This is a genomic window from Methylobacterium sp. 391_Methyba4, from assembly GCF_029691625.1.
GTDB lineage: Bacteria > Pseudomonadota > Alphaproteobacteria > Rhizobiales > Beijerinckiaceae > Methylobacterium > Methylobacterium fujisawaense.
Genome location: NZ_CP121475.1, coordinates 804,526 through 831,512, shown reverse-complemented (window position 1 = coordinate 831,512; position 26,987 = coordinate 804,526). Strand labels below are relative to the sequence as shown.

The window sequence follows — 26,987 nt, the reverse complement described above, 5'->3', positions numbered from 1 at the left end:
GCATTGACGGCGCGACGACCACGATGCGCTCGCTGAAGGTCCGCTTCGCTCTGTTGCTCGGGGGCACCGCCATCGTCGTGATGCTGGCGGCCGCGGCCGCGCTGGCGGCGATCGGGGCGGCGGAACGGACCGTCGACCGCACCCTCGAGGCCCAGCGTCGCCTGGAACTTCTGGCCGAGCTGTCGGGCCGCCTCACCCAGTTCGGCATGGCGGCCGTGGAGACCGTCGGCAATCCCGACGGCCAGCCCGAGGCGATGGCGATCGCCCGAGACAATGCCGACCGCGCCCTAACCACCGTGGATGAGGCGCTCGCCAAGAGCTTCCCGCCGAGCGACGACCCGGCCGACCGGATGCAGTACGCCGCCCGTACGCGCCCCATGGCCCAGCTGCGCGCGGCCCGCGCCGTCCTGGACCGGCAGGTGTCGCTGATCAGCCGCCAGACCGATCCGGAGCGGCGCCAGGACGCCATCAAGGGGGCGCTCAACGGCTTCGGGGCCATGACCGGCCAGCCCCTGTCCTTCCTGATCGAGGCCGAACGGCGCAGCATGGCCCTCGGCTCCGAGCAGGCCCGGGCGCTGTCAGAGCGCCTGCGTCTGGCCGCCGCTGCCGCGGTGGCGGCGGCTCTCGTGCTGCTGGCGATCCTCTACCGCGGCGTCACCCGGCCGACCCTGGCGCGGATCGAGGAGGTCCGCCGGGCCGCGAGCGCCATCGGCCACGGCGCCCTCGACACCCGGCTCTCCGTCGCCACGCGCGACGAACTCGGCCTGCTGATGACCAACGTCAACCGCATGGCCGCCCGTCTCGCCCGGCGGGAATCGCGGGTTGCGGCCGACCGGGCGGCGCTGGAGGATACCGTGGCGGCACGCACGGCCGATCTGCGGGCCGCCAACGCCCGCCTCGAAGCCGTCGACCAGTCCCGGCGCCGCTTCTTCGCCGATGTCAGCCACGAGCTGCGCACCCCCCTCACGGTCATCCTGGGCGAGTGCGACCTCGCCCTGCGCGGCGCATCCCGGGGCGCCGACCCGAATCCGGTTTTCGCGACGATCAAGAAGCGGGCGCAGCGTCTCAAGCTGCGGGTCGAGGACCTGCTGCGGGTTGCGCGCTCGGAATCCGGCGAGATCGAGTTCGACAAGCGCCGTCTGGGACTCGCTCAGCTCCTCGCGGAGGCGGTGGACAACATGAGCTCCGAAGCGGCCCGCCGTCGCGTCGGCCTCGGCCTCGATCCCGGCACCCGGGACGTCGAGTGCCTCGCCGACCGCGAATGGATCCGCCAGACCGTCGAGAGCCTCGTGGACAACGCCCTGCGTCATGCCGCCGGCCTCACCCGCGTCGAGGTTGCCCTGGCGGCGGGCCCGGGACCCGTCGGGCGGATCACCGTCACGGACGACGGTCCGGGCTTCAATGCATCCGAAGCCGACCTGTTCGAACGCTTCAGGCGTGGATCGGGGGCCGGTCCCGACGAGACCGGGTTCGGCATTGGCCTCGCCCTGGCGCGCTGGATCGTCGAGCAGCATGGCGGCACGATTCGGCTCGGTGCCGGGCCCGACGGGCGCGGCGCCCGCGTGACCCTGGACATCCCGGCCCTCGATCCGGCATGGGATGCGGGGCCGGTCGACGGCGCGACCGGCGGGCAGGTGAAGGAGTCGGCCGCATGACGCGGATCCTGATCGTCGAGGACGACATCGACATCCGCGGCCTTCTGGCTCGGGGCCTGGAAGCCGAGGGATTCGAAGTCGGGACGGCAGCCTGCGTGGACGAGGCGCTCAAGGCCGCCCACGATCCGGCCCCCGGCGCCGTGCTCCTCGACATCAACCTCCCGGACGGGTCGGGGCACGACGTCTGCCGCTCCCTGCGGGAGGGCGGCTTTCCCGGGGCGATCCTGTTCCTCTCCGCCCGGGACGAGATTCGTGACCGGGCCGAAGGGCTGGCGCTCGGCGCCGACGACTACATCATCAAACCCTTCGAGTTCGACGAGCTGGTCGCCCGCCTGCGGACCCATCTGATGCGGCGCGAGCAGGCGGAGGCACCGCGGTCGCGCATCACCGTCGGCAAGCTGATGCTGGACCTCGAGACCCGGCAGGCCAGCTGCGGCGAGGCCAGCGCCCGCCTCACCCCCCGCGAGGCCGACCTGCTCGGCATGTTGATGGAGAACATCGGCAAGCCGGTCTCCCGAGCCGATATCTTCGACCGGCTCTGGGCCAGCCAGGGTGGCCTCTCGCTCAACGTGGTCGACGTCTATATCGGCTATCTGCGCTCGAAGATGGCTGATTTCGTCCGCTACGGCGGTCCCGGCCTGGTCACGGTGCGTGGCAAGGGATTCATGCTCGAACTGCGCGGTCCCGACTTTCGACAGTGAGCCACTGTACTTTAGTCGCAGGGCGGCGCGTTTCGTGATGGTTTCCGGGCGTTTAGGAAGTCTCTCACGAAAAATTTGGGAGGATCCGGCAACTTAGTGCTTGAAGCCCGCGCCTGAATCGTCGATACCTCTCCCGCGCCAGAAATGAGAGCGCCATCAGTGTCTTAGGGTCCTCTTAGGATCCGCGTGACGCTCGGTGAAGATATCGCCTGAGGAGAAACACCATGAAGTGGGCTGCCCCGATCGTGTCCGAGATCTGCGTCGGCATGGAAGTGACGAGCTACGAGTCGGCTGAGATCGACACCTTCAACTGAGTTTTACGGACCGGGGATCTCGGGAGCCGCACATGCGCGTCGTGATCCTCGGTTCTGCGGCTGGCGGCGGCCTTCCTCAGTGGAATTGCCGCTGCCCCATCTGTTCGCTGGCACGGTCCGAACCGGACCGGGTACGCCCCCGGACCCAGTCGAGTATCGTGGTCTCCGCCGACGGGTCTGATTGGCTGCTCATCAATGCCTCGCCGGACATCCGGCAACAGCTCTTCGACAATGCGCAGATGCACCCGCGCGAGGGCCTACGCCATTCGCCGATCAAGGCGGTGCTGCTGACGAACGGGGATGTCGACCACGTTGCGGGTCTCCTGACCCTCCGCGAAGGCCAGCCCTACACGCTCTACGGCACCCGCGGCATCCTCGAATCGGTGAATGCCAACCGCGTGTTCGACGTGATGGCCGACGGCGTGGTCGCCCGCCAGCCGATCGGGATGGATCAGCGTTTCGAGCCCCTGCCCGGCCTGTCGGTCACCCTCTTCCCCGTTCCCGGCAAGGTGCCGCTCTGGCTCGAGGACGAGACCTTGGAGATCGGCGCCGAGACCGAGACCACGGTCGGCGCATTGATCGAGGCTGGTGGCCGGCGCCTCGCCTACATCCCCGGCTGTGCCCGGGTGACGGACGGGCTGCGCGCCCGCATCGCCGGCGTGGACGCGCTGCTGTTCGACGGCACCGTCCTGCACGACGACGACATGATCCGGGCGGGCGTCGGCACCAAGACCGGCTGGCGCATGGGCCATGTGCCGATGCGCGGTGAGAACGGCTCGATCGACGCCCTGGGTTCCGTCGAGATCGGGCGCCGCATCTTCGTGCACATCAACAACACCAATCCGGTCCTGGTCGAAGGCTCTCCGGAACGGGCGGATGTCGAGGCCGCCGGCTGGACCGTAGCCCATGACGGCCTGAGCCTGTCGCTTTGAGGCTGTGACGACAGTGGAGCGCACGTAGAATCCGGTCGACCCCTTCCGCATCCTCATCCTGAGGCGTCCGAGGAGGACTCCGTCGCGGCATCGCCGCGCCCCAGGCTGAGGTCGGGCCTTGAGTCTCCGTCGCATCGGGTGAGGTGCCTCGGCGACCGAGAGACCGGACGGGTTTCGTACGCGCCCTGTGTCGCAGGCGCTGGCCGCGCGAATGGGGCACGCGTCCGGGTCATCCGGTTGGGCCTGGAAGCCGCCGGCACTATATTGTCGTTGAAGCACGGCATTCGCCCCGTTGCCGAGGGCGGAACGACCGCACAGGAAACGCGACCCGAGGACGGACGCCGGAAACGCCATGAACGCAGTCTTCCCGACCCCCGACACCGCCGACAGCCAGCGTCTCCTGAGCCCCGCGGAGCTGGAAGCCGCCCTGCGCGACATCGGCGCGCGCCGCTACCACAACCTGCATCCGTTCCACCGCCTGCTCCATGACGGCAAGTTGTCGAAGGATCAGGTCCGGGCCTGGGCCTTGAACCGCTACTACTACCAGGCGATGATTCCGGTGAAGGATGCCGCCGTGCTGGCGCGCATGACCGACGCGTCGCTGCGGCGGATCTGGCGCCAGCGCATCGTCGACCATGACGGCGACCACGAGGGTGACGGCGGTATCGAGCGGTGGCTCAAGCTCGCCGAGGGCGTCGGCTTCGACCGCGACTACGTCCTGTCGACCCGCGGCATTCTCTCGGCCACGAAGTTCTCGGTCGAGGCCTATGTGCACTTCGTCACCGAGAAGACGCTCCTGGAGGCGATCGCCTCGTCGCTGACCGAGATGTTCTCGCCGACGATCATCTCGGAGCGTGTCGCCGGGATGCTGAAGAACTACGACTTCATCACCAAGGAGACCCTGGCGTATTTCGACAAGCGTCTCACCCAGGCGCCGCGGGATGCCGATTTCGCCCTGGACTACGTCAAGCAGCACGCGACCACGCCGGAGCTGCAGCGGAAGGCCATGGCGGCGCTGACGTTCAAGTGCAACGTCCTCTGGACGCAGCTCGACGCCCTGTACTTCGCCTACGTTTCCCCCGGGATGGTCCCCCCGGACGCGTGGCAACCGGGCGAGGGCCTCGTGAACGAGGCGTCTCCGGCCCGGGTGGGCGGGAACCGGAAGATGGCGGCCGGCGACCGTCCGCGGCTGCCGCGCGGCGTCCGGCTGCGCAACGACGAAACCCGCGGCAAGTGGGTTCTGCTCGCCCCCGAGCGCACCTTCGATCTCGACGACAACGCCGTCGCAGTGCTCAAGCTCGTGGACGGCGCGCGCAGCGTCGCCGACATCGCGGACGAGCTCGGAAAGACGTACGCGGCCGAGCCGCGGGCCATTGAGGCCGACATCCTGGTGATGCTCGACGGCCTCGCGGAGAAACGGGTTCTTGAGCGATGAATGCGCTGACGCCGAACCGGCCCGATGCGCCGGCCCCGGTGGGTCTGCTCGCTGAGCTGACCCATCGCTGCCCGCTGCGCTGCCCCTATTGCTCGAATCCGCTGGAACTCGACCGCCGGTCGGGCGAGCTCGACACGCAGACGTGGCAGCGCGTGCTCGGGGAGGCCGCGGCCCTCGGTGTCCTGCACGTGCACCTGTCCGGCGGCGAGCCGACGGCACGCAACGACATCGTCGAGATCACCAAGACCTGCGCCGATCTCGGCCTCTACTCGAACCTGATCACCTCCGGCGTCGGCGGGGCGCTCGCGAAGCTCCAGGCGCTCTACGATGTCGGGCTCGACCACGTGCAGCTCTCGGTGCAGGGCGTCGACGCGCAGAATGCCGAGAAGATCGGCGGCCTTAAGAACGCCCAGCCGCAGAAGTTCGAGTTCGCCGCCAAGGTTGTCGAACTCGGCCTGCCCCTGACGCTGAATTCGGTCATTCACCGCGGCAACATCCACGAGGTGGCGGGCTTCATCGACCTCGCGGTGAAGATGGGCGCCAAGCGGCTCGAGGTGGCGCACACGCAGTATTACGGATGGGCCTACGTCAACCGCGCGGCGCTGATGCCCGACAAGGCGCAGGTGGACGAGTCGATCCGGATCGTCGAGGCAGCCCGGGAGCGCCTGAAGGGCCAACTCGTCATCGACCTCGTCGTGCCGGACTATTATGCGAAATATCCCAAGGCCTGCGCGGGCGGCTGGGGCCGCAAGCTGATGAACGTGACGCCCCAGGGCAAGGTCCTCCCCTGCCACGCGGCGGAGACGATCCCGGGGCTGGAATTCTGGAACGTCAACGATCACTCGCTGGGCGAGATCTGGCGCGACTCGCCCGCCTTCACCGCCTATCGCGGCACCGATTGGATGAAGGAGCCTTGTCGCTCCTGCGACCGGCGCGAGAAGGACTGGGGCGGTTGCCGCTGTCAGGCCCTGGCCCTCGCCGGGGACGCGGCCGCCACCGATCCTGCCTGCTCGCTCTCCCCGCTCCACGCCAAGGTGCGGGCCCTTGCCGCGGAGGAAGCTGCGGAAAACCCGCCGGATTACATTTATCGGACGATCGGCAGCAACGTTCGGTCGCCGCTCAAGGAGGAAGTCCACTCGTGAGAGGTCTTGTCGTAAAGGGTCTTGCTACGACGTCCGTCGCGCTCGGGCTGGCCGTGCTGCCGGCCCTCGCCGAGGATGCGTCGAAGCCCGCCATCGTGACCCAGGCCAATGCGGTCGCTGCGCCGTCCGCCGCGGATCTGCTGTTCGACCAGCCGCATATGAAGAATGCGGCGCCAGGATCGACGCTGACCTATGATTATCTGCGCCGTTCGGGCATCGCGAAGGGGCCGTTCGGGGCGCCGCTGGAAGACACGGTCCAGCTGAAGGTCGAGCCCGGAAAGAGCGCGGAAGGCCGAGATATCAGCGTCGTGATGTTTTCCGGGCTGAACCGTGTGCCGGCCGGCCCGTTCGAGGACATGGCGGGCAACCCGATCGTCTCCCTGTTCCTGGAGAACCACCTGCGCGGCTTGGCCAAGGTGCTGGAGGCCAATCCGCGCTACCTCAAGCTCGCCATCCGCAAGGGTCTGCGTGAGAAGGCGACCGTGACGCCGACGAAGGTGACGGTCGGCGGCCGCGAAGTCGACGGCTGGCGCGTGGTAACGAAGCCCTTTCAGGGCGACTCCATGGCGCAGCGCATGCGCGGCCTGGACGACATGACCTATACCTTCGTCACTGCCCCGTCCGTCCCGGGTGAGATCGTCTCGATCGAGGCGTCGTCGAAGAGCACGGATGGCGGTGAGCTGCTTGAGGAGAAGCTGAACTATGATCAGAAGGCTGGCTGAACGGGGCGCCCTGGCTGCCCTCGCCCTGACGCTGTCGGGTCTGGCCGGCTGGGCCGCCGAGGAGAACGATTACCCGACCGACGCGCGGGTCGATTACGTGTTCGGCTGCATGGCCGCCAACGGCCAGACTCGCGAGAGCCTGCAGAAATGCTCCTGCTCGCTCGACCAGCTCGCCGCGATCCTGCCGTACGACAAGTACGTCCAGGCGAGCACCATCCTGTCGATGCGGCAGGGCATCGGCAACCGGGCGAACGAGTTCAAGTCGACCAAAATCTTCGACGACAAGGTGGCGGACCTGCGCCGCGCCCAAGCCGAAGCCGAGATTCGCTGCTATCACGGCTGAGTTGCGAGGCGAGGCCGGCGTTGCGCCGGCCTCGCGATTCGCGCACACCGGCTCCCGAACCGCGCTCGTGAACGGGACCCGCACCGTGACACCCTCCTCCAGCCTGTCCGCTCTGCTGCCTCCTTTGGGCGGCCGCACGCTGGTCATGGGCATCCTCAACGTCACGCCCGATTCCTTCTCGGACGGTGGGTTGTTCGCCGGGGAGGCCGAAGCCGTGGCCCAGGCCGAGCGCCTCGTCGCAGAGGGCGCGGCGATACTCGACATCGGTGGGGAATCCACCCGGCCCGGTCACGTCCCGGTTCCGGCCGACGAGGAGCAGGCGCGCGTCCTGCCGGTGATCCGGGCAATCGCGCCCCGTCTGCCGGTGCCGATCTCCATCGACACCTACAAGGCGTCCACGGCCCGCCTCGCGCTGGAGGCCGGTGCCCGGATCGTGAATGACGTCTGGGGGCTCCAGCGTGAGCCCGACATCGCTTCCGTGGCGGCGGCGCACGGCGCGCCCGTGATCATCATGCACAACCGGGAGACGATCGACCCGGATCTCGACATCGTGGCCGACATGCTCGCTTTCTTCGAGCGGTCCCTCACCATCGCCCATCGCGCCGGTCTCGCCGATTCCGAGATCGTGCTCGACCCGGGTGTCGGCTTCGGCAAGAGCTGGAACCAGCATCTCGAGGCGCTGCGGCGGCTGCCCGAGATCCGCGCCCTCGGGTTTCCGGTCCTGGTCGGTGTTTCCCGCAAGTCGCTTCTCGGACGCCTGCATGATCGCGAGACCCGGCCGGCGGACCGTCTCACCGGCTCCCTCGCGGCCCACGCCGTCGCCGCGACGCTCGGTGCCGACATCGTGCGCGTGCATGACGTTGCGGCCCATGTCGACGCGATGCGCGTCGTCGATGCCGTGATGCGGCCGGAGGCGCGCTGAGCATGGCCGGCGACCTGATCCGCGTCACTCGCATCGCGGTGTTCGGCCGACACGGCGTGCTGGCCGAAGAGGCCGTGCTGGGCCAGCGCTTCTACATTTCCCTCGAAGCGCAGCTCGACCTCGGCGCGGCGGGCCGCTCGGATGATGTGGCCGGCACGGTGAGCTACGCCGATCTCACCGCGGTGGCAGTCGCGATCGCCACCGAGCATCGATTCAACCTGATCGAAGCCCTGGCCGAAGCCATCGCCGCGGAGATCCTGGCGCGTTTCACGCTCATCGACGCCGTCACGGTCCGCGTCGACAAGCCGAGCGCTCCCGTTCCCGCCATTCTGGACAGTGTCAGCATCGAGATCATGCGTCGTCGCGGAGCCGGCCGATGAGGGCCTATCTGGGTATCGGCAGCAATGTCGGCGACATGGCCGCGATGCTCGACCGCGCGGTCGCGGGCCTCGCGGCGGATCCGGGCATCACCCTCGTCGCGCGGTCCTCCGACTACCGCACGCCGCCCTGGGGCAAGACCGATCAGCCTTGGTTCCTCAACGGGGCCGTGGCGGTGGAGACGAGTCTCGATCCGCATGGCCTGCTCGACGCCTGCCTCCGCGTGGAGCACGATCTCGGCCGGGTCCGCGAGGAGCGCTGGGGGCCGCGGGTGATCGACATCGACGTCCTGGCCTACGAGGGCGCCGCCGTCGACGACGCGCGTCTCGTCCTGCCGCACCGCTATGTCCGTGAACGGGCCTTCGTGCTGGTGCCGCTGGCCGAGATCGCACCCGACCTCGTGATCGGCGGCGAGCGCGTGGTGGATGCCTTGGCGAAGCTCGACCGGACCGGTATCGCGCGCGTCTGAGCCGACCCGGCCGGGTCGCCGTCGAGCGGCGACCCGCAACGGTGCGTCAGCGCTCGGCCGGCTCCGCGAGCTTGTTGTCATCCTCTTCGAGGAGCGGCACGTCGTAGGCGCGCAGGACCGCGTCGATATCGGCCTTACGCTTGCGCAGGACGGTGTTCAGCGAGCGCTTCCAATCGTTCTCGCCGATCCGCACGCCCATGGCGATCCGGTAGGCCATCGGCGGCCGCTCCGGCTCCTTGAGCAGGGGCACGACATTCATCGCGATGCCCGATTGCTTGGCGAGCCAGCCCGCCGCAGGCCCCCACAGCACGGCCGCGTCGATCTCCTTGGCGGCCAGCGCCGCGATGATCTCGGCGGCAACCGTCTGATGCTTGCGGGCCGGGTCGAGCTGATAGGGGGCGTAGGCCTTCATGGTCGAGACGAGGCCGAGATCTCCCATGCGGTTGACCGGCGGCGTCCCGGCGATCACGCCGATGCTCTTGCCTTTCAGGCGCGGATCGTCGAGGGCGGTCACGCCCTCGTACTCACCCTTGCGCGTGACCAGCGTATAGGCAGACCGATAATAGGGATTGGTGGTCTGGACGAGGTCGCTGCCGAAGGCCTGACCCATGATCAGATCGCAGAGGCCGGTCCCGAGCGTGTTGCGCACGAAGCCGGGACCCTGGGTCAGCCAGTAGTAGCGGACCTTGATCTTCAATTCGTCGGCGATGATCGCCGCGATCTTGTTCTCGAAGCCGTCCTCCTTGCGTTCGGAGAACGGCATGTTGCCCGGATCCCCGCAGACGCGCAGCACGTCCGTGGTGACCGTATCCGGCAGATGCTGGGCGAGAGCCCCCTGCGCCCCGGTGAATGTCAGGGCGCAGAGGACGGCGATCCGGGCAAGAGACGACATCAGCCGCCCATGCATTCCTTCTCGGCCTTCTTGGCCGTGTCGGGCTTGTCCTCATGATCCGACGGACGGATACGTCCGATCGCCCCGGCGGCGCGCGCCTTGAGGTAGACGTACAGGTCGTCCGAGTAGCACATGACGTTCTTGTTGTCGCCGAAGGCCGGCATCACCTTCTGCTCGGCGGAGTTCACCTCCTGCTTGCCGCCCGCCAGGATGCCGATGAACTCCTCGTAGGAGAGGTGCTTCAGCGAATCCTTCAGCGCCGGCGCGTAGGTCGAACCCATGCCGTCCGGACCGTGGCAGACGTGGCACTCGGCGTGATAGCGGCGGTAGCCCGAGTAGGTGTACCAGTCGAGCATCTTGCCGTCCTGGGTCACGTGGAACGTCGGGTGGCCGTCGGCATCGAAATACTTGCCGTCCTCGACCTTCGTCGCAGCATCCTGCTTCAGCAGCTTGGGATCCTGCTCGGCGGTCTTGTCGTTCGCGTTCAAGGAATTGGCGAGCTTGGGGTCGGCGGGCTTGGCATCCTCAGCATGTACGGCAACCGTCGAGACGGTCGCTAGGGCGAGGGCGGCGATAACCGGCCGCGTTACGATCTTGCTGAGGTTGAGCAACGCATGTGTCTCCCTGGATCGAGGCTCTTCGTCTCCCTCGAGCCGCAGCCTCTTGCGAGAAAGTCTAATCACAAGGATGCCGGCGCGGGAACCCGCGCCGGCATCGTTTTTCACGTCTAACCCTGCGGCCGATTAGTTCGGCAGGGCGAAGACCGTCAGCTGGCCGCCGAGGTTGGTGTACTGCGACAGAGCCGCGTAGCCACCCACCGCGCCGAGGCCGGCGTTCGGGTCGGTCAGGCCGGCCGCGAGGCCGATGCCAGCCCAGCCGCCGACGCCCGACAGGACGCCCACGTACTGCTTGCCCTTGTGCTGGTAGGTCATCACGTTACCGATGATGCCCGACGGGGTCTTGAACTTGAACAGCTCCTTGCCGGTCTTGTCGTCGACCGCCTTCAGGTAGCCCTCAAGCGTGCCGTAGAACACGACGTCGCCAGCGGTGGCCAGAGCACCGGACCACACCGAGAACTGCTCGGGGTTGGACCACTTGATCTTGCCGTTGACGCCATCCCACGCGATGAAGTTGCCCATGCCGCCGTGCGAGTTCGGGGCCGGGTACATCGAGAGGGTCGCACCGACGTAGGGCTGGCCCGGGGTGTAGGTCACCCGGAACGGCTCGTAGTCCATGCAGACGTGGTTGGTGGGCACGTAGAACAGGTTGGTCTTCGGCGAGAAGGCCGCAGGCTGCTGATCCTTGGTGCCCAGCGCCGCCGGGCAGATGCCCTTGGAGTTGGTGTCCTCACCGTTCTGCTCGGTCGAGTACTTCGACACGACCAGCGGACGGCCGTAGTTCTTCGAGCCCTTGTCCATGTCGACCTTGGACGCCCAGTTGACGGCCGGGTCGAACTTCTCGGCGACGAGCAGGGCGCCGGTCTCGCGGTTCAGCGTGTAGCCGAAGCCGTTACGGTCGAAGTGGGTCAGGAGCGGCTGGTCCTTGCCGTCAACCTTCTGATCCGTGAGGATCATCTCGTTGATGCCGTCGTAGTCCCACTCGTCGTGCGGGGTCATCTGGTAGACCCACTTGGCCATGCCGGTATCCGGGTTACGCGCCCAGATGGTCATGGACCACTTGTTGTCGCCCGGACGCTGCTTGGGGTTCCAGGTCGAGGGGTTGCCCGAGCCGTAGTACATCAGGTCGAGCTTCGGGTCGTACGAGAACCAGCCCCAGGTGCAGCCGCCGCCGGTCTTCCACTGATCGCCTTCCCAGGTCTTCAGCGAGGAGTCCTTGCCGATCGGCTTGCCGAGCGACGTGGTCTTCTCCGGGTCCACGATCATCTGATCGTCCGGGCCCTCGGAGTAGCCGCGCCACACCTTCTTGCCGGTCTTCAGGTCGTAGGCGGTGACGTGGCACTGCACGCCGAACTCGCCGCCGGAGATGCCGACGATGACCTTGTCCTTCACGGGCAGAACCGTGGCGGTGTTGGTCTCGCCCTTCTTCGGATCGCCGTTCACGACCGACCAGTTAACCTTGCCGGTCTTGGCGTCGAGCGACACGAGGGTGGTGTCGGCCTGGTGCAGGAGGATGGCGCCGTCGGCATAGGCCAGACCACGGTTGACCGTGTCACAGCACATGACCGGGATCACGGACGGATCCTGCTTCGGCTCGTACTTCCAGATGATCTTCGCCTCGTGGTCGAGGTCGAGGGCGTACACGATGTTCGGGAACGGCGTGTGCACGTACATGATGTTGCCGACGACGAGCGGCGAGCCCTCGTGGCCGCGCAGAACGCCGGTCGAGAACGTCCAGGCGACCTGGAGATCCTTGACGTTCTTGGCGTTGATCTGGTCGAGCTTCGAATAACGCGTATTCGCGTAATCAACCGTCTGAAGAACCTGTTCCGCCGGGTTGGCGATGCCCTTCATGACGCTTTCATTGGCCAGCGCCGGCGCGGCGACGGCCGCGACACCTGCGCCGAGCGCAAGGAGATGTACCGCTCTCATGGGTTCCTCCGACAAGTCTTGAGAGTATTTGCGACGCGCGGAGATAACGGCGTCACGCGGACTCCGACCTGACTGTTTGCGACAGGGATGGACGCCTCGGTAGCGGGCATAGTGGACTTCGAGGAGATCTACTGATCCCCTAGCCAGGAACCGCCATCCCTGAGGCGGCTCCCTCGAAACCGAGGCTTGAACGGACCTTAAGAGATTTTTGAGCGCCGTCAACTCGCCGTTCGAGGGCTGTGGTCACACGGTGAAAGCTTCTCTTCGCATGACAAAGGCATGGTCGATGTCATGCGTTTGCGAAAAGAAATGCTGCGATGCACAAGGAGCTTGCCGTTCTTTGAGGCAGAACTGACGGAGACGTCGGCGCCTCCCATGCGGATCTTGCAAACGAACAAGCTTTGCTGGGTGTCTGCATGCGCCGCCCGCTTGGTCTGGCCGCATGGCGGGTCGAAGCGAACGCGCGGGACGTCGGCGAGTCAACTGCACTGCAGAATGGTCCGACGCCCGTTCATTGCCGAATTTTCCCGGTTTGCCCGTCTGCGCCCAGTCGCCGCATCCGAATTTTTCGCGGATCCCGTCCGTCGCAGTCTGCGTCAGGCGCGACAAATTGCCGAATCGTCCCGGGTCCGGAACGATCGGTTTTCGGCCAGCCCGAGGCCGCCGGGCGCCTAACTCTCAGAAGTGCTGTGCTGGGCGGGGCGTCAGAGCGCGCCGACCGGTCCCGTGCTCTCGAACTCGGCGACGTCGCCGACCAGATCCGTCACGGAGATGTTGAGCCGGCGGCCGTTGGAGAGCCTGAGCTGGGCATCCGGCTCGAGCCATATCGGCCGGAGGCCTGCTGAACTGCCGTAGAGGTTGCCGTACGCGACGATGCCGCCTTCGCGCCGCTCGACCACGAGCCGGTAGCGGACGCGGGCCGGTTCACAGCCCTCCGCCGATACGAGACCGCGCCCCGTCAGCGTCTTCAGGATCTCGTTGGATTCGAACATACGCGGGGCGCAAGGGCGGGACTAAGCGGCAATCCGATTGCCATTTAATCCCGGCCCTTCTGCGAGTCACGCCCGAGCGCGTCATTTGTCCCGTTGCCGGCTCGGCGCTGTCATCCGGCCCGCTCGACGCCGTCCGGCGCGGTGTCACCCTGGGGCGGGCGCACCACGATGCGGCCGGCCTCGACGGAGAGCGCCAGACGTCCCTGCTTCAGAGCCAGGGCTTTGTCCCCGAACAGGGTCCGCCGCCAGCCCTGGAGGGCCGGAACCTCGGCGGTATCGTCATCGGCGATCGCCTCCAGGTCGTCGACCGTCGCGATGATCTTGGGCGCGACGCCCTCCGTCTCGCAGACCGCTTTGAGCAGCACCTTCAGCAACTCGACGATGGCCCCGTTGCCCCCGCTCCGCCGCACCCGCTCGGGCATCCGGACGGCGCTGGTGTCGCGAGCGAGGCCACGCTCCACGGCAGCGACGATGTCGGCCCCGGTCCGGGAACGCTCGAATCCCGCCGGGATCGTCCGAAGCCGGCCGAGCGCCTCGGCGTTCCGAGGCGCCGCGGATGCGATATCGATGACCGCTTCGTCCTTCAGGATCCGCCCGCGCGGAACGTTGCGCGCCTGCGCCTCGCTCTCGCGCCACGCGGCCACTTCCATCAGCACGGCGATTTCCCGCGGCTTGCGCATCCGCCCGGAGAGCCGCCGCCACGCCTGGGCGGGATCGGCACGGTACGTCTCGGGCGAGGTCAGCACCGCCATTTCCTCGTCGAGCCACGCGCCCCGGTCGGTGCGCAGCAGCTCGGCCACGAGGACCTCGTAGATCTTCACGAGGTGGGTGACGTCCGACAGCGCGTAGCTCAACTGCGCCTCGGAGAGCGGTCGCCGCGACCAGTCGGTGAACCGCGAAGACTTGTCGATCTTGGCCTTGGCGACGTCGTTGACGAGCTGCTCGTACGAGACGGAATCGCCGTAGCCGCAGACCATGGCGGCGACCTGCGTATCGAAGAACGGATGCGGCAGGATCCCGCCGATCAGCCAGATGATCTCCAGATCCTGACGGGCGGAGTGGAACACCTTGACCGTACGCTCGTCGGCCATGAGCGCGATGAAGGGTTCGAGGTCGATCCCCGGCGCCAGCGGATCGACCAGGACGCCTGTGCCGTCCGGGGCCGCCATCTGGATCAGGCAGAGTTTCGGATAGTACGTCGTCTCGCGCATGAACTCCGTGTCGACGGTCACGAAGGGTTGCTCGGCGAGACGTGTGCAGATCTGGCGCAGCGCGTCAGTGGTGGTGATCAGGTCCATGCATCGGCTATACGCAACCGCAGCCGACATGGGGAGACGCACCCGCTCGGGTCCCCATCTTTCGCGCGCGTTCCGTTACCGCCGCGCGACGTTCGTCACGCCGGAGACCCCACAGCCGCCTTTCGGTGCAGCCGCGTCTGCCGGCGGATCCGCAGGGCGTCGGCCCGTCGCTGCGCCTCCGCGCGCCCGAGCAGACGGTCGAGGATCCCGGTCTCGATACGCTCACCGGTCGCCCCATCGACGAGCCGGCGGATCCGGTCGACCCGGAACCCGCGATAGCCACCGGGTCGCGCGTCGATGCCGCCGAGCAGTGTCCGGCCCGGGCCGAGCCTGAGCTCGCGCGCGTCGAGGGAGCGGTTGCTCCAGGCGCCGGCCGCGTCCTCGTAGACGAGGTCGAAATGGCCTGCGAGGGGTAGGGTCCGCCATCCGGTGGGAGCGCTTCCAGGCGCGGGCGTCACGGATAGCTCCGGCGCGGAAAAAACGTTGTCGTTCATGGACATCATATGGGGATTCGAGGGTCCGCCCGGTAGGCCGCACGGCGATTGCGGCGCGGCTTTCGGAGCGGTCCTGCTTGCCGCGCGCTTGACTTGGGAGGCCTTGCGTGAATGGTGCCGGCCTTCCCTCAGAAGAAGCCCATCATGCACCGTTACCGTTCCCACACCTGCGGGGCGCTCCGCCCGTCCGACGTCGGGCAGAGTGTCCGCCTCTCCGGCTGGTGCCACCGCATCCGCGACCACGGGGGCGTGCTGTTCGTGGATCTGCGGGACCATTACGGCCTGACGCAGTGCGTGATCGATTCCGATTCCCCGGCCTTCAAGGCCGCCGAGGCGGTGCGCTCGGAATGGGTCGTGCGGATCGACGGCCGCGTCCGCACGCGCCCGGCCGGCACCGAGAATGCCGAGCTGCCGACCGGCGCGGTCGAGGTCTACATCGACGACCTCGAGGTGCTCGGCCCGGCGGGCGAGCTGCCCCTGCCGGTCTTCGGAGACCTCGAATACCCCGAGGAGACGCGGCTGCGGTACCGCTTCCTCGACCTGCGTCGGGAGAAGCTCCACGCCAACATCATGAAGCGTGGCGCGATCATCGATTCGCTCCGCCGCCGGATGCGCGACGGCGGCTTCTTCGAGTTCCAGACCCCGATCCTGACCGCCTCCTCGCCCGAGGGCGCCCGCGACTACCTCGTGCCGTCGCGGGTCCATCCCGGCAAGTTCTACGCCCTCCCGCAGGCGCCGCAGCAGTTCAAGCAGCTGACGATGATCGCGGGCTTCGACCGCTATTTCCAGATCGCGCCCTGCTTCCGCGACGAGGACGCCCGCGCCGACCGCTCGCCGGGCGAGTTCTACCAGCTCGACATCGAGATGAGCTTCGTCACCCAGGAGGACGTGTTCCAGGCGGTGGAGCCGGTCCTGCGCGGGGTGTTCGAGGAGTTCGCCGACGGCAAGCGCGTCACGAAGGAATTCCCGCGCATCACCTACGCGGATTCGATGCTGAAATACGGCGTCGACAAGCCGGACCTGCGCAACCCGCTGATCATCGCCGACGTCACCGACCTGTTCGCCCGCGATGACGTGGCGTTCAAGGCGTTCAAGGGCGTGATCGCCTCCGGCGGCGCGGTCCGGGCGATTCCGGCGACTGGCGCGGCGGCGCAGTCGCGCTCGTTCTTCGACAGGCTCAACGACTGGGCCCGCTCCGAGGGCGCGCCGGGCCTCGGCTACGTCGTGTTCGAGGAGGAGAACGGCCAGCTCTCCGGCAAGGGGCCGATCGCCAAGTTCATCCCGGCCGAGGTTCAGGCGCTGATCGCCGAGCGGGCGGGCGCGAAGGCCGGCGACGCGGTGTTCTTCTCCGCCGGTCCCGAGGCCAAGGCCGCCGGCCTTGCCGGCAAGGCGCGCATCCGCATCGGCGACGAGCTGGGCCTCTGCGACAAGGACCAGTACGCGTTCTGCTGGATCACCGACTTCCCGATGTACGAGTGGAGCGAGGAGGAGAAGCGGATCGACTTCTCCCACAACCCGTTCTCGATGCCGAACATCGACCGCGAGGAGTTCCTGGCGCTCGACCTCGACGCCCTCGCCAGCGAGGATGAGAACGGCGCGAACACCAAGCGGATCCTCGGGATCAAGGCGTTCCAGTACGACATCGTCTGCAACGGCGTTGAGCTGTCCTCGGGCGCGATCCGCAACCATCGCCCGGACGTGATGGAGAAGGCCTTCGCCATCGCCGGCTACGGCCACGAGGTGCTGGAGCAGAAGTTCGGCGGCATGCTGAATGCGCTCCGCATGGGCGCCCCGCCGCACGGCGGCATCGCGCCGGGTGTGGACCGCATCGTCATGCTCCTGTGCAACGAGCCGAACATCCGCGAGGTGGTGCTGTTCCCGATGAACCAGCGCGCCGAGGACCTGATGATGGGTGCGCCCTCCGAGGCGACCCCGAAGCAGCTGCGCGAGCTGCACATCCGCCTCAACCTGCCCGAGAAGAAGGCCTGAGGTCCGCTTAGACCGGCCGCGGACCGGCCGCGCGGTGCCGAGCCTCGTCGCGATCGTCGTCGCCCACGACAGCGCCGCGGTGCTGCCCGGCTGCCTCGCCGCGCTCGCCGGTCAGCACGTCCCGGCGATCGTGGTCGACAATGCCAGCCGCGACGCCTCCGCGGCGGTCGCGGAAGCTGCCGGCGCGCAGGTGATCCGCAACGCCCGCAACGAGGGTTACGGCCGCGCCAACAACCGGGGCGTCCGGGCCGCCGAGACGGCGGAGCACATCCTGATCGTCAACCCGGACGTGGTCCTGCGTCCGGGGGCGGTGGATGCCCTGCTGGAGGCCGCCCGGATGTGGCCCGATGCGGGCCTTCTGGCCCCGCGCCTCGTCGAATCCGATGGGCGCTTCTTCTTCCAGGCACGCTCGCTGCTGGCGCCCTATCTCGTCAATCCCGGCGGCCGGCCCGCGCTGCCCCAGGGCGATGCCTGCGCACCGTTCCTCTCCGGGGCCTGCCTGATGATGCCGCGCGCCCTGTTCCTCGATCTCGGCGGCTTCGACGAGAACATCTTCCTGTTCTACGAGGACGATGATCTCTGCCGGCGCGTCGCCGATCGCGGCCGAGCGCTGATCCACGTCCACGGTGCCGAAGCGCTGCACGGTCGCGGCCGGTCGTCGGCGCCGGAGCCGGGCCGCATGTTCCGATCGCGCTGGCATCAGGCTTGGTCGCGCGCCTATGTCAGCCGCAAGTACGGCCTTCCCGACCCGAGCCGCGCCACCCTGATGACCAACGTCCCGAAGGCGCTGCTGTCGGCGCTGGTTCTGCGCCGGTCGGGCTTGGAGCGCTACGGCGGCTCGGCCGCGGGCGCCCTCGCCTTCCTGCGCGGCCGCGACGCCCTGGCCCAAGAGGGCCTGACCGAATGAGCGCCTCGACGATCGCGGCCGCACTCGAAGCCCAGCGCAACGGCTTCACCGGCCTGCGGCTGATGCTGGCCCTGGCGGTCGTCGTGTCCCACGCGTTCAGCGTCGCGACCGGAGCGGCCGGCGACGAGCCTCTCGCCCGTCTGACCGGCTACACGCTCGGGGAGCACGCGGTGAACGGCTTCTTCGCCGTGTCGGGTTTCCTCGTCACCATGAGCTGCGACCGCCGCGGCATCCGCGACTACGCCATCGCGCGGACCCTGCGGATCCTGCCGGGACTCGTGGCGGCGACGCTGGTCGTATCGCTGGGGCTCGGCGCGGCCATGACCCGCCTGCCCGTCTCCGCGTATCTGGGCGACCCCGGCCTGTGGTCGTTCATCCGTGGGACGCTGACGACCTTCAAGAGCAACGCCGCCCTCCCCGGCGTCTTCGAGAGCAACCCGTACCGGGCGCCCCTCGGAACGGTCTGGACGCTGAAATACGAGGTGCTGTGCTATCTCGGCGTTCTCGTCGCCGCCCTGTGCGGTCTGCTCCGGCGGCGCTGGTCGGCCCTGATCATTGTCGTGGGCCTGGCGCTGGCGCTGGTCGTCATGGGCGCCCTGCGGGGCCTCGACCTGCCCAAGGGCACCGAGACGGCACTGCGCCTGCCGATGATCTTCGCGGCCGGGGCCGGGCTCTATCTGTGGCGCGCCCGCCTGCGGGTCTCGGCCGCCGCCCTCGCCTGCCTGGCCTTCGGCGCGTTCGTCCTCGCGCGGACACCGGCCTATCCGGCCCTGCTGTTCCTGGCCGAGGCTTACGGCGTGGTCTGGCTCGCCCTCGGCCCGTTGGCGCGTGGACCGTTCGATCCGCCGGCCGACCTGTCCTACGGGATCTATCTCTACGGCTGGCCGATCCAGCAGAGCCTGCATGCCCTGTGGCCGGACGTCTCGGGAGCCGCATTGCTGGCCCCCGCCCTCGCCCTGACCGTACCGGTCGCCGCCGTGTCCTGGTACGGAATCGAGCGGCCGGCCCTGGCGCTCAAGGTGCGGGCGCTGGGGCGGCGTCGCCTCGGCACGATCGAGCCCGCCGGATCGTGAGCGCCGACGGGCCCCTCTCGCCGCTGAAGGCGCTGGCCCTCGCGGCGCGGATGCTGGAGGCCAACGGCTTCACGGTCGTCGCCCGGAACGAACGCGGCGACAGCCTGTATCTGAAGCGGCCCGATGGCCCGTGGCACCTGCGCGTGTCGAACCACCCGCGCACCGCCAAGCAACGGTCCCGCCGCACCGATATTCTCGCAAGCCTCATCATCGACGGACCGCGCTCCCCGGAGCGACTTCGGATTCTCGTCGCAGAGGCCGTGCGCAACTTCCAGGGCGCTCTTGCCAGGAAGGGCGATCAGGCCTCCGCGGACGGGTCCCGGAAATAAGGCTCCACCGTACCCTTCAGCTTCACGGTCATCGGGTTGCCGGCCCGGTCGAGGGTCTTGCCGGCCGAGAGCCGGACCCAGCCCTCGCTCACGCAATATTCCTCGACGTTGGTCTTCTCGACCCCTTTGAATCGGACACCGACTCCGCGCTCCAGCGCCTTCTCGTCGTAGAACGGGCTGTTGGGGTTGGCGGCGAGGCGGTCGGGAGGCGTGTCGGTCATCGTCCAGGTCTCGGGTCGTCGTCGATTTGGGCCCCGCCGGTACGGGAATCCGCGCTGACGCGCAACGCCGCGAGCAGATCCGCGATCCGGCCGCTCTGCAGCAGCGGCACCAGCCGGGTGACCGTGTCGTGCGGCCGATCCCACCACGCCGCCGCCACGAGCGCCGCCACCGTGGCCGCGTCGAACCGGTGCCGCACCACCCGCGCCGGGTTGCCCGCCACGATGGCGTAGGGCGGCACGTCGCGCGTCACGACGGCCCGTGCCGCCACCACGGCCCCGTGCCCGACCGTGACGCCGGACAGGATCATGCAGCCGGACCCGAGCCAGACATCGTGCCCGATCACCACGTCGCCCCGGGAGGCATGGTAATCTTCGGGCGCGTGGGCATCCGGGAACAGCCCGCGCATAGCTGCGAACGGGTAGGTCGACGCCCAGTCGAGCCGATGGTCGCCCCCGAGAAGGATCTCGACCTTGTCGGCGATGGAACAATACCGGCCGATCGTCAGCCGCCGCCCGCTCTCCGGGAAGCGGACTTTTGGACGCCCATACGAATAGGCGCCTATGGAGAAGCCGTAGGTCCTCGCCAGTTTGGCGAGGTGGAGCCGCGTCTCGTTGTGCGGGTTGCGCCCCCTGCGCAGCCGGTGCAACAGACCGGTCAAGACGCGAGCCCGTGCGAGGCGCGACCGCGTCGTCCTCGGTGAAAAAGGTGAGCGGGAGCGTGGGCGATGGCCGATAACATGTCCGAGGACCTCAAGGCCGGGGCGCTCGTCTACCACCGCCTGCCCAAGCCCGGGAAGCTGGAGATCCAGGCAACCAAGCCGCTGGGCAACCAGCGCGACCTCGCCCTGGCCTATTCTCCGGGCGTCGCCGCCGCCTGCATGGCGATCCACGACGATCCCCAGGAGGCCGCGACCCTCACGATCCGCCAGAACCTCGTGGCGGTGCTCTCCAACGGCACGGCCGTGCTGGGCCTGGGCGATATCGGTCCGCTCGCCTCGAAGCCCGTGATGGAGGGCAAGGCCGTCCTGTTCAAGAAATTCGCCGGCATCGACGTCTTCGACATCGAAGTCGACCAGAAGGACGTGTCCAAGCTCGTCGATGTGGTCTGTGCCCTTGAGCCCACCTTCGGCGGCATCAACCTCGAGGACATCAAGGCTCCCGAGTGCTTCGAGGTCGAGGAGCAGTGCCGGGCCCGGATGAACATCCCGGTCTTCCACGACGACCAGCACGGCACCGCGATCATCGTGGCGGCCGCCGTCCTCAACGGCCTGGAACTCGCCGGCAAGAACCTGTCGGACGTCCGGATCGTCACCTCCGGCGCGGGCGCGGCGGCCCTGGCCTGCCTGAACCTGCTCGTCTCGCTCGGCGCGACCCGCGAGAACATCACGGTCACCGACATCAAGGGTGTGGTCTACAAGGGCCGCCCGGAGCTGATGGACCGCTGGAAGGACATCTACGCCCAGGAGACCGACAAGCGGACGCTCGCCGAGGTGATCCCGGGAGCGGACGTGTTCATCGGCCTTTCGGCCGGCGGCGTGCTGAAGCCCGAATACCTGAAGGAGATGGCCGAGAAGCCGCTGATCATGGCGCTCGCCAACCCCTATCCGGAAATCATGCCGGATCTGGCCGAGAAAGAGCGGCCGGACGCGATGATCTGCACCGGCCGGTCGGATTTCCCGAACCAGGTCAACAACGTCCTCTGCTTCCCCTACATCTTCCGCGGCGCGCTGGATGTCGGCGCCCACAAGATCAACGAGGAGATGAAGAAGGCCGCCGTGAAGGCGATCGCGGGTCTGGCCCACGAGACCACCTCCGATGTGGTCGCCCGCGCCTATGGCGGCGAGGCCCGGCCGTTCGGGCCGAAATCCCTGATCCCGAGCCCCTTCGACCCGCGGCTGATCCTGCGCATCGCCCCGGCGGTCGCCAAGGCGGCGATGGATTCGGGCGTGGCCGGCCGGCCGCTCGCGGATTTCGATGCCTATGTCGACAGCCTCGACCGGTTCGTGCACCGGTCCGGCCTGATCATGAAGCCGCTCTTTTCGAAGGCGAAGGTCGAGCCCAAGCGCGTGATCTACGCCGAGGGCGAGGACGAGCGGGTGCTCCGCGCCGTCCAGGCGATCGTCGAGGACAAGGTCGCGCGGCCGATCCTGGTCGGCCGTCCGCGGGTGGTCGAGACCCGGCTGAAGCGCTTCGGCCTGTCGATCGAGCACGGCCGCGACTTCGAGCTGATCGATCCCGAGGACGATCCCCGCTACCGCGCCTACGTGCAGACCTATCTCGAGGTCGCGGGCCGGCGCGGCATCACGCCGGACGCGGCCCGCACGCTGGTGCGCACCAACAACACCGTGATCGGCGCCATCGCGGTGCGCCGGGGCGAGGCCGACGCGCTGATCTGCGGCCTGGAGGGCCGGTTCGAGACCCGGCTGCGCATCATCCGCGATGTGATCGGGCTCGCGCCGGGCGTGGAGCAATGCGCGGCGATGAGCCTCGTGGTGACCCATAACGGCGCCTACTTCCTGGCCGACACCCATGTCCGCCAGAATCCCACCGCCGAGGAGATCGCCGACGTGGCGCAGGCCTGCGCCAGCCATGTCAGCCGCTTCGGGATGACCCCGAAGATCGCGCTCCTGAGCCATTCCGATTTCGGCCAGTCGGATTCGCCCTCCGCGATGAAGATGCGCGACGCCCTCGCGCTTCTGCAGCGGCGCGACCCGGAGCTTCAGGTCGACGGCGAGATGCAGGCGGATTCGGCGCTGAGCGAGATGGTCCGGGAGCGCGTGCTTCCGGGGTCGCGGCTGAAGGGCGCGGCCAATGTGCTGATCTTCCCGAATCTCGACGCGGCCAACATCGCGTTTCAATTCGCCAAGGTGCTGGCGGATGCCCTGCCGGTCGGCCCCCTGCTGATCGGGCCGGCCAAGCCCGCCCACATCCTGACGCCCTCGGTGACCGCGCGCGGCATCGTCAACGTCACGGCTGCGGCCGTCGTCGAGGCTCAGGCGGACGAGGCCGTTTCGGCCAGGGTCGAAGAGAGCGGCGTCGGCATGATCTCCGAATGAGGAACGCCGGTCGACGGCCGCGAGCGTGGCCGTCGATTTGCTTACCGCTCCCGCGGTTACGAAACCATCGGGAGAAGACGCTATGTGCGCGGGCGACGATCCAACCTGCCACGCCTTCGAGGAGCATCGCCGCCGGTTCCGGCGGGATCTGGAACCGGAACGGCGCGCGTTCCTGAAGAGCAGCTTCGCGGCGACCGGCGCCGCCGCGGCCTTCGCGGCGGGCGGCCCCTCGCTGGTGAGCCCGGCCCTGGCCCAGGCGAGCGGGGCCAAGATCGCCGCCACCGCGCATTATCACCTGCCGGCGAATGCCGAGACCGTCCATTGGGGCTTCTTCAGCCGCAGCCTCAAGCCGAAGGTCGAGATCGGCTCAGGGGACTTCGTCACCATCGAGACGCTCACCCATCAGGCGAGCGACGATGCCGAGCGGATGATCCAGGGCGATCCGGGCGCCGAGAGCGTCTATCTCTGGACCAAGGATAAGATGGGCGTCTCGCCCCGTGGTGCCGGCGCCCTCGACGCGAAGATCGGCCCCGGCGGCGGTCAGGGCGTTCATATCTGCACCGGCCCGGTGGCGATGCGCGGCGCCGAGCCCGGCGACGTGTTGGAAGTGCGGATCCTCGACGTGGCGCCCCGCCCCTGCGCCAATCCCAAATACAAGGGTCTCGCCTTCGGCAGCAACGCGGCAGCCTGGTGGGGCTATCATTACAACGACCTGATCACCGGCGATAAACCGCGCGAGGTCGTCACGATCTACGAGGTCGACGCCACCGGCGAGCGCGACTGGGCCCGGGCGGTCTACAGCTTCCGCTGGCCCGGGGTCACCGATCCGTTCGGCGTCTCCCACCCGACCATCGACTATCCCGGCCTGCCGGTCGATCATTCCAAGACGCAGAAGACCTACGAGGTTCTCAAGGGCATCCGGGTACCGATCCGTCCGCACTTCGGCACCATGGGCGTCGCGCCGGCCGAGGCCGACCGGGTCAACACGATCCCGCCGAGCTATACCGGCGGCAACATCGACAATTGGCGGATCGGCAAGGGCGCGACGCTGTACTTTCCTGTGGCGGTGCCGGGCGCCCTGTTCTCAGTGGGGGACCCCCATGCCAGCCAGGGCGATTCCGAATTGTGCGGCACCGCGATCGAGTGCTCGCTCACCGGCACCTTTCAGTTCATCCTGCACAAGAAGGCCGACCTGCCCGGAACGCCGCTCGAAGCGCTCGATTTCCCGATGATCGAAACCCGGGAAGACTGGGTGCTGTCGGGCTTCAGCTACCCGAACTACCTGCGCGATCTCGGCCCGGACGCACAGACTGCGATCTTTCAGAAATCCTCCATCGACCTCGCCATGCGCGACGCCTTCCGGAAGATGCGCCAGTTCCTGATGCACGCGAAGGGGCTCACCGAGGACGAGGCCATCTCGCTGATGTCGGTGGCGGTCGATTTCGGGATCACGCAGGTCGTGGACGGCAATTGGGGCGTCCACGCCGTGGTCAAGAAGGCGATCTTCTCCGATCGGGTCGCCTGAGATGCGGCGACGCCCCGATCACGGACGGCGTCGCGCTTCTCCAGGTCATCTCCGGGCGATCATGCGCGCGGAGAGGCCGATGTCGATCGAGCCTGCGCAGGGAAACCGGCTCATGCGGCCTTCGCGGTTCCGGCCATGGTCATCAGACCGGTGATGACCCGATAAGTCTCGGACCATGCCTGTCGGATCTCCGGCGTGAAGTCCGAGCCCAGACCCTGTTCCAGGGTCCACAGCAGCGCGGCGCCGACGGGCTCGTAATGAGCCTGCAGGGCGCCGTAGCCGACGTGCCGATCCCCGAGGTCGCGCACCGTCGCGACCAAAGCTTCCGGCTTATCCAGGTTCGCCACCGTCAGGGCCAGCATGGCCATCAGCTTCCGCTTCTGCGCGCTCATATCGTTCGGGAAGAGCGAGCGGACCTGGGGGGCGGTCTCGAAGAGGCGCCCGTAGAACAAGTCCGAGGCGGTGTCGCCCAGCGATTGCACCTTCGCGAAGCTGTCCTGCACCAGCCTGACCTGCGCGGCCTAAACGGCGTAGGACACGCGGACGCTGGCCAGGAATCGTCCGACCTCGGCGGTCAGGTGCTCGGACTGATTCGACAGGACGGAGGCCGCATCGAGAACCTGACTCGCGGCCTGTCCGGTGCTCTCCGCCGCCTGAGCGACGCCGGTGATGTTGCTGGTGACCTCCCCGGTTCCGACGGCGGCTTGCCCGACGTTGCGCACGATCTCCTGGGTCGCCGCGCCCTGCTCTTCCACGGCCGCCGCGATCGAGGTCGCCACGCCGTTGATCTCTTGGATCCGGGCGGTAATCGCCCCGATGGCTTCGACCGCCTGACCGGTGGACGCCTGGACCGCCGCGATCTGGCCGGAGATTTCCGCCGTGGCCTTGGCCGTCTGCTCAGCCAGTGCCTTGACCTCGGAGGCCACGACCGCGAAGCCCCGACCGGCGGTGCCGGCGCGGGCGGCCTCGATCGTGGCGTTGAGGGCCAGCAGATTGGTCTGCTCGGCGATCGATGAGATGAGCCCCACGACGTCGCCGATTTTGTCCACGGCGCTGCTCAACTCTCGCACGCGCGCCGCGGTCCGATCGGCCTCGGCCGCAGCCACCTGCGCGAGCTCCGCCGAACCATCGGCCTGACGCCCGATCTCCTGCACGGATGCACCCAGTTCCTCGGCGGCGACCGCGACGGTGTTGACGTTCTTGGACGCCCGCTCGGCGGCGGCCGCGACCGTTGCCGATTGTCCGGCCGTCTGCGTGGCGGTCGCGGTCATCGTCTGCGCCGTCACCTGCAGTGCGGAGGCTGACGTCCCGACCTGGCCGATCATGCCGCCGACCGCCTGCTCGAAGCGCTGGGCCATCTGGCGCAGGCTCTCCCGCCGCTGGTCATCGGCATCCAGGCGCGCCCGCTCGGCCTCGACCTCCAATTCGCGGGTGCGGGTCAGGTTGTCCCGGAACGCTTGCACGGCCGCCATGATCGGGGCGAACTCGTTCCGATACGCGGCCACGGGAAGATCGACCGTCGTTTCGCCGGCAGTCAGCGACCGCATCGCGCCGGCGACGATCCGGAGTGGCCGCAGCACGCCGCCGACCAGGGCAATGAGTCCCAGGACGACGAGCAGCGCGGCCGCCAGGAGGGCCGCGGCATTGCGCAGAACACCGTGGCGCGCCAAGTCCGAAAGGGTCTCGGCGCGGGCGACCATCTCGTCCAGGGCCGAATCGGCGAGATTGACGATGGTCATCTGCTCGGTGGTGTTCCGTCGCCGCACTTGCTGGAACGTGTAGGGCGCGGGCCGCTGCTGGCTCAGGGCATCGAAGATCGTTTTGGCCCCGGCGGCGGCCTCCCCCTCGAAATTGTTGTGCTTGGCCTTCTCGAACGCCGCGCGCGCGGTCTCCGACAGGTCGGCGGCAGCCTCGCTCGTGTTCAGCCAGGCCGTCCGGACCTGAGCCCGCTCCTCGGCCGCGGCCACCGTCTCGGGAAGCGACCAGGAGGTTCCGGCGGCCAACGATGTCTGGACCCGCAGGGCGACGTTCCCGATCGCGACGCGGGTCGTCCAGGCGGACCGCTTGAGGACGAGATAGCGCTGCAGAATCGCGTCGGATCGCGGGATCGCCGCATCCACGGCGTCCGTGGTCGCCGTCAGCGCGTCGAGAAGTTCCTGAAAGGCGGTGAGGACCATTGGCAGCAGCGTGGGGTCTCGCTGCGCCTTCGGGACACGCAGGGCGGCATCCACGCGGGGACGGAGCGCGTTCACGGCCTCCTGAGCCGCATGGAGACGGTTGAGCGTTGCAGTCACGGCGGGCACGTTCTGGTCCCGCAGCAGGTCCAGGACGACCTTGAGGTTTGTGATCATCGCCTCGCGGTTCGTGGCGATGGCGGCGAGGCTGTCACTGTCGGCGACGTCCTCACCGCCGAGGGTAAGAGAGGAGCCCCGTTCGAGCCGTACTGGAAGAATCGTCTTGAGCAGGTGCCGGCTCGCGCGGGACAGACTGACGGCTTCCCGGGCCTGCTGCGCCGTCAGGTGTGCAGAGACCAGATTATCTCCCGAATAGCCCAGAAGCATAACGGCCATTACAATTATGATTGTGAGCATTATTGCTCTGATTGAAAATTTGCCGAGCAAATTCATGCCGATTTATTCCAAGATCGTT

Annotated in this window: 27 protein-coding genes; 17 read left to right on the top strand and 10 right to left on the bottom strand. The window is 68.0% G+C overall.

Annotated features, from left to right (window positions below; translation table 11 throughout):
* Positions 1-23 precede the first annotated feature (23 nt).
* From P9K36_RS03975 to folK, 11 genes are all read left to right on the top strand, one after another.
* Positions 24-1,655: an ATP-binding protein gene (locus P9K36_RS03975; RefSeq protein ID WP_182591993.1), complete on the top strand. Its 1,632-nt coding sequence runs from the start codon at positions 24-26 to the stop codon at positions 1,653-1,655.
* Entirely contained in the window at positions 1,652-2,356 is a 705-nt protein-coding gene (locus tag P9K36_RS03970; RefSeq protein WP_043357098.1) for a response regulator transcription factor, read from the top strand. The genes P9K36_RS03975 and P9K36_RS03970 overlap by 4 nt, the downstream gene beginning before the upstream one ends.
* Before the next feature lie 224 nt (positions 2,357-2,580).
* Positions 2,581-2,670, top strand: coding sequence for a pyrroloquinoline quinone precursor peptide PqqA (pqqA, locus tag P9K36_RS03965; RefSeq protein ID WP_012317526.1), 90 nt, complete (start codon positions 2,581-2,583; stop codon positions 2,668-2,670).
* 32 nt (positions 2,671-2,702) lie between these two features.
* A complete protein-coding gene (gene pqqB, locus P9K36_RS03960; protein WP_278306581.1) occupies positions 2,703-3,602 on the top strand; it encodes a pyrroloquinoline quinone biosynthesis protein PqqB in 900 nt (299 codons plus the stop codon).
* A 352-nt stretch (positions 3,603-3,954) separates the two neighbouring features.
* Positions 3,955-5,037, top strand: coding sequence for a pyrroloquinoline-quinone synthase PqqC (gene pqqC / locus P9K36_RS03955; protein ID WP_043755616.1), 1,083 nt, complete (start codon positions 3,955-3,957; stop codon positions 5,035-5,037).
* A complete protein-coding gene (gene pqqE, locus P9K36_RS03950; RefSeq protein WP_043356145.1) occupies positions 5,034-6,179 on the top strand; it encodes a pyrroloquinoline quinone biosynthesis protein PqqE in 1,146 nt (381 codons plus the stop codon). The genes pqqC and pqqE overlap by 4 nt, the downstream gene beginning before the upstream one ends.
* Positions 6,176-6,901, top strand: a complete 726-nt coding sequence (locus tag P9K36_RS03945) for a hypothetical protein (protein ID WP_043755615.1) — start codon at positions 6,176-6,178, stop codon at positions 6,899-6,901. The genes pqqE and P9K36_RS03945 overlap by 4 nt, the downstream gene beginning before the upstream one ends.
* Entirely contained in the window at positions 6,882-7,244 is a 363-nt protein-coding gene (locus tag P9K36_RS03940) for a hypothetical protein (protein ID WP_043383718.1), read from the top strand. The genes P9K36_RS03945 and P9K36_RS03940 overlap by 20 nt, the downstream gene beginning before the upstream one ends.
* 85 nt (positions 7,245-7,329) lie before the next feature.
* The gene (folP, locus tag P9K36_RS03935; RefSeq protein ID WP_043760747.1) at positions 7,330-8,166 is read left to right on the top strand and encodes a dihydropteroate synthase; all 837 of its coding nucleotides are present in this window, start codon (positions 7,330-7,332) and stop codon (positions 8,164-8,166) included.
* A gap of 2 nt (positions 8,167-8,168) precedes the next feature.
* On the top strand, positions 8,169-8,546 hold the full coding sequence (folB, locus tag P9K36_RS03930) for a dihydroneopterin aldolase (protein WP_043383712.1): 378 nt from the start codon (positions 8,169-8,171) through the stop codon (positions 8,544-8,546).
* On the top strand, positions 8,543-9,013 hold the full coding sequence (folK, locus tag P9K36_RS03925; RefSeq protein WP_043356679.1) for a 2-amino-4-hydroxy-6-hydroxymethyldihydropteridine diphosphokinase: 471 nt from the start codon (positions 8,543-8,545) through the stop codon (positions 9,011-9,013). The genes folB and folK overlap by 4 nt, the downstream gene beginning before the upstream one ends.
* 46 nt (positions 9,014-9,059) lie before the next feature.
* On the opposite strand, the gene xoxJ is transcribed toward folK, so the two are convergent.
* The 6 genes from xoxJ to P9K36_RS03895 form a co-directional block, all read right to left on the bottom strand.
* Positions 9,060-9,905, bottom strand: coding sequence for a rare earth element methanol dehydrogenase accessory protein XoxJ (gene xoxJ, locus P9K36_RS03920; RefSeq protein WP_236961582.1), 846 nt, complete (start codon positions 9,903-9,905; stop codon positions 9,060-9,062).
* The gene (locus P9K36_RS03915) at positions 9,905-10,516 is read right to left on the bottom strand and encodes a c-type cytochrome, methanol metabolism-related (protein ID WP_043383711.1); all 612 of its coding nucleotides are present in this window, start codon (positions 10,514-10,516) and stop codon (positions 9,905-9,907) included. Before P9K36_RS03915 ends, xoxJ begins: the two co-directional genes overlap by 1 nt.
* Before the next feature lie 132 nt (positions 10,517-10,648).
* The gene (gene xoxF1, locus P9K36_RS03910) at positions 10,649-12,454 is read right to left on the bottom strand and encodes a lanthanide-dependent methanol dehydrogenase XoxF1 (protein WP_043356691.1); all 1,806 of its coding nucleotides are present in this window, start codon (positions 12,452-12,454) and stop codon (positions 10,649-10,651) included.
* Positions 12,455-13,158: 704 nt separating this feature from the next.
* On the bottom strand, positions 13,159-13,446 hold the full coding sequence (locus P9K36_RS03905; RefSeq protein WP_043356694.1) for a hypothetical protein: 288 nt from the start codon (positions 13,444-13,446) through the stop codon (positions 13,159-13,161).
* A 110-nt stretch (positions 13,447-13,556) separates the two neighbouring features.
* Complete coding sequence (gene rnd, locus P9K36_RS03900; protein ID WP_043755608.1) at positions 13,557-14,744, bottom strand: ribonuclease D; 1,188 nt, start codon at positions 14,742-14,744, stop codon at positions 13,557-13,559.
* 95 nt (positions 14,745-14,839) lie between these two features.
* Positions 14,840-15,247 carry a hypothetical protein gene (locus P9K36_RS03895; protein WP_278306580.1) on the bottom strand — a complete coding sequence of 136 codons (408 nt, stop codon included), beginning with the start codon at positions 15,245-15,247 and terminating at the stop codon, positions 14,840-14,842.
* Positions 15,248-15,382: 135 nt separating this feature from the next.
* Between P9K36_RS03895 and aspS the strand changes: the two genes are divergently transcribed.
* Genes aspS through P9K36_RS03875 form a run of 4 tightly spaced genes read left to right on the top strand, consistent with a single transcriptional unit; the run spans position 15,383 to position 19,536 of the window.
* Positions 15,383-17,227 (top strand): aspartate--tRNA ligase, encoded by a 1,845-nt coding sequence (gene aspS / locus P9K36_RS03890; protein WP_043760740.1) that lies wholly within the window; start codon positions 15,383-15,385, stop codon positions 17,225-17,227.
* 34 nt (positions 17,228-17,261) lie between these two features.
* Positions 17,262-18,134, top strand: coding sequence for a glycosyltransferase family 2 protein (locus P9K36_RS03885; protein WP_278306579.1), 873 nt, complete (start codon positions 17,262-17,264; stop codon positions 18,132-18,134).
* Positions 18,131-19,207, top strand: coding sequence for an acyltransferase (locus tag P9K36_RS03880; RefSeq protein WP_043755604.1), 1,077 nt, complete (start codon positions 18,131-18,133; stop codon positions 19,205-19,207). Before P9K36_RS03885 ends, P9K36_RS03880 begins: the two co-directional genes overlap by 4 nt.
* Entirely contained in the window at positions 19,204-19,536 is a 333-nt protein-coding gene (locus P9K36_RS03875) for a type II toxin-antitoxin system HicA family toxin (protein ID WP_043755601.1), read from the top strand. Before P9K36_RS03880 ends, P9K36_RS03875 begins: the two co-directional genes overlap by 4 nt.
* Here the strand turns inward: P9K36_RS03875 and P9K36_RS03870 are convergent.
* Together P9K36_RS03870 and P9K36_RS03865 are read right to left on the bottom strand one after the other, a co-directional pair.
* On the bottom strand, positions 19,506-19,757 hold the full coding sequence (locus P9K36_RS03870; protein ID WP_043353490.1) for a DUF3297 family protein: 252 nt from the start codon (positions 19,755-19,757) through the stop codon (positions 19,506-19,508). The two genes, P9K36_RS03875 and P9K36_RS03870, sit on opposite strands and share 31 nt — an antisense overlap.
* The gene (locus P9K36_RS03865; protein ID WP_278307258.1) at positions 19,754-20,404 is read right to left on the bottom strand and encodes a CatB-related O-acetyltransferase; all 651 of its coding nucleotides are present in this window, start codon (positions 20,402-20,404) and stop codon (positions 19,754-19,756) included. The genes P9K36_RS03870 and P9K36_RS03865 overlap by 4 nt, the downstream gene beginning before the upstream one ends.
* A 78-nt stretch (positions 20,405-20,482) precedes the next feature.
* Between P9K36_RS03865 and P9K36_RS03860 the strand changes: the two genes are divergently transcribed.
* Positions 20,483-22,813, top strand: coding sequence for an NADP-dependent malic enzyme (locus tag P9K36_RS03860; protein WP_043383701.1), 2,331 nt, complete (start codon positions 20,483-20,485; stop codon positions 22,811-22,813).
* Positions 22,814-22,895: 82 nt separating this feature from the next.
* Positions 22,896-24,338 (top strand): acetamidase/formamidase family protein, encoded by a 1,443-nt coding sequence (locus P9K36_RS03855; protein WP_043350875.1) that lies wholly within the window; start codon positions 22,896-22,898, stop codon positions 24,336-24,338.
* 110 nt (positions 24,339-24,448) lie between these two features.
* On the opposite strand, the gene P9K36_RS03850 is transcribed toward P9K36_RS03855, so the two are convergent.
* Both P9K36_RS03850 and P9K36_RS03845 read right to left on the bottom strand, forming a co-directional pair.
* The gene (locus tag P9K36_RS03850; protein ID WP_278306578.1) at positions 24,449-24,841 is read right to left on the bottom strand and encodes a globin family protein; all 393 of its coding nucleotides are present in this window, start codon (positions 24,839-24,841) and stop codon (positions 24,449-24,451) included.
* A gap of 18 nt (positions 24,842-24,859) precedes the next feature.
* Positions 24,860-26,965 (bottom strand): methyl-accepting chemotaxis protein, encoded by a 2,106-nt coding sequence (locus tag P9K36_RS03845; protein ID WP_278306577.1) that lies wholly within the window; start codon positions 26,963-26,965, stop codon positions 24,860-24,862.
* Between the last annotated feature and the right edge of the window lie 22 nt (positions 26,966-26,987).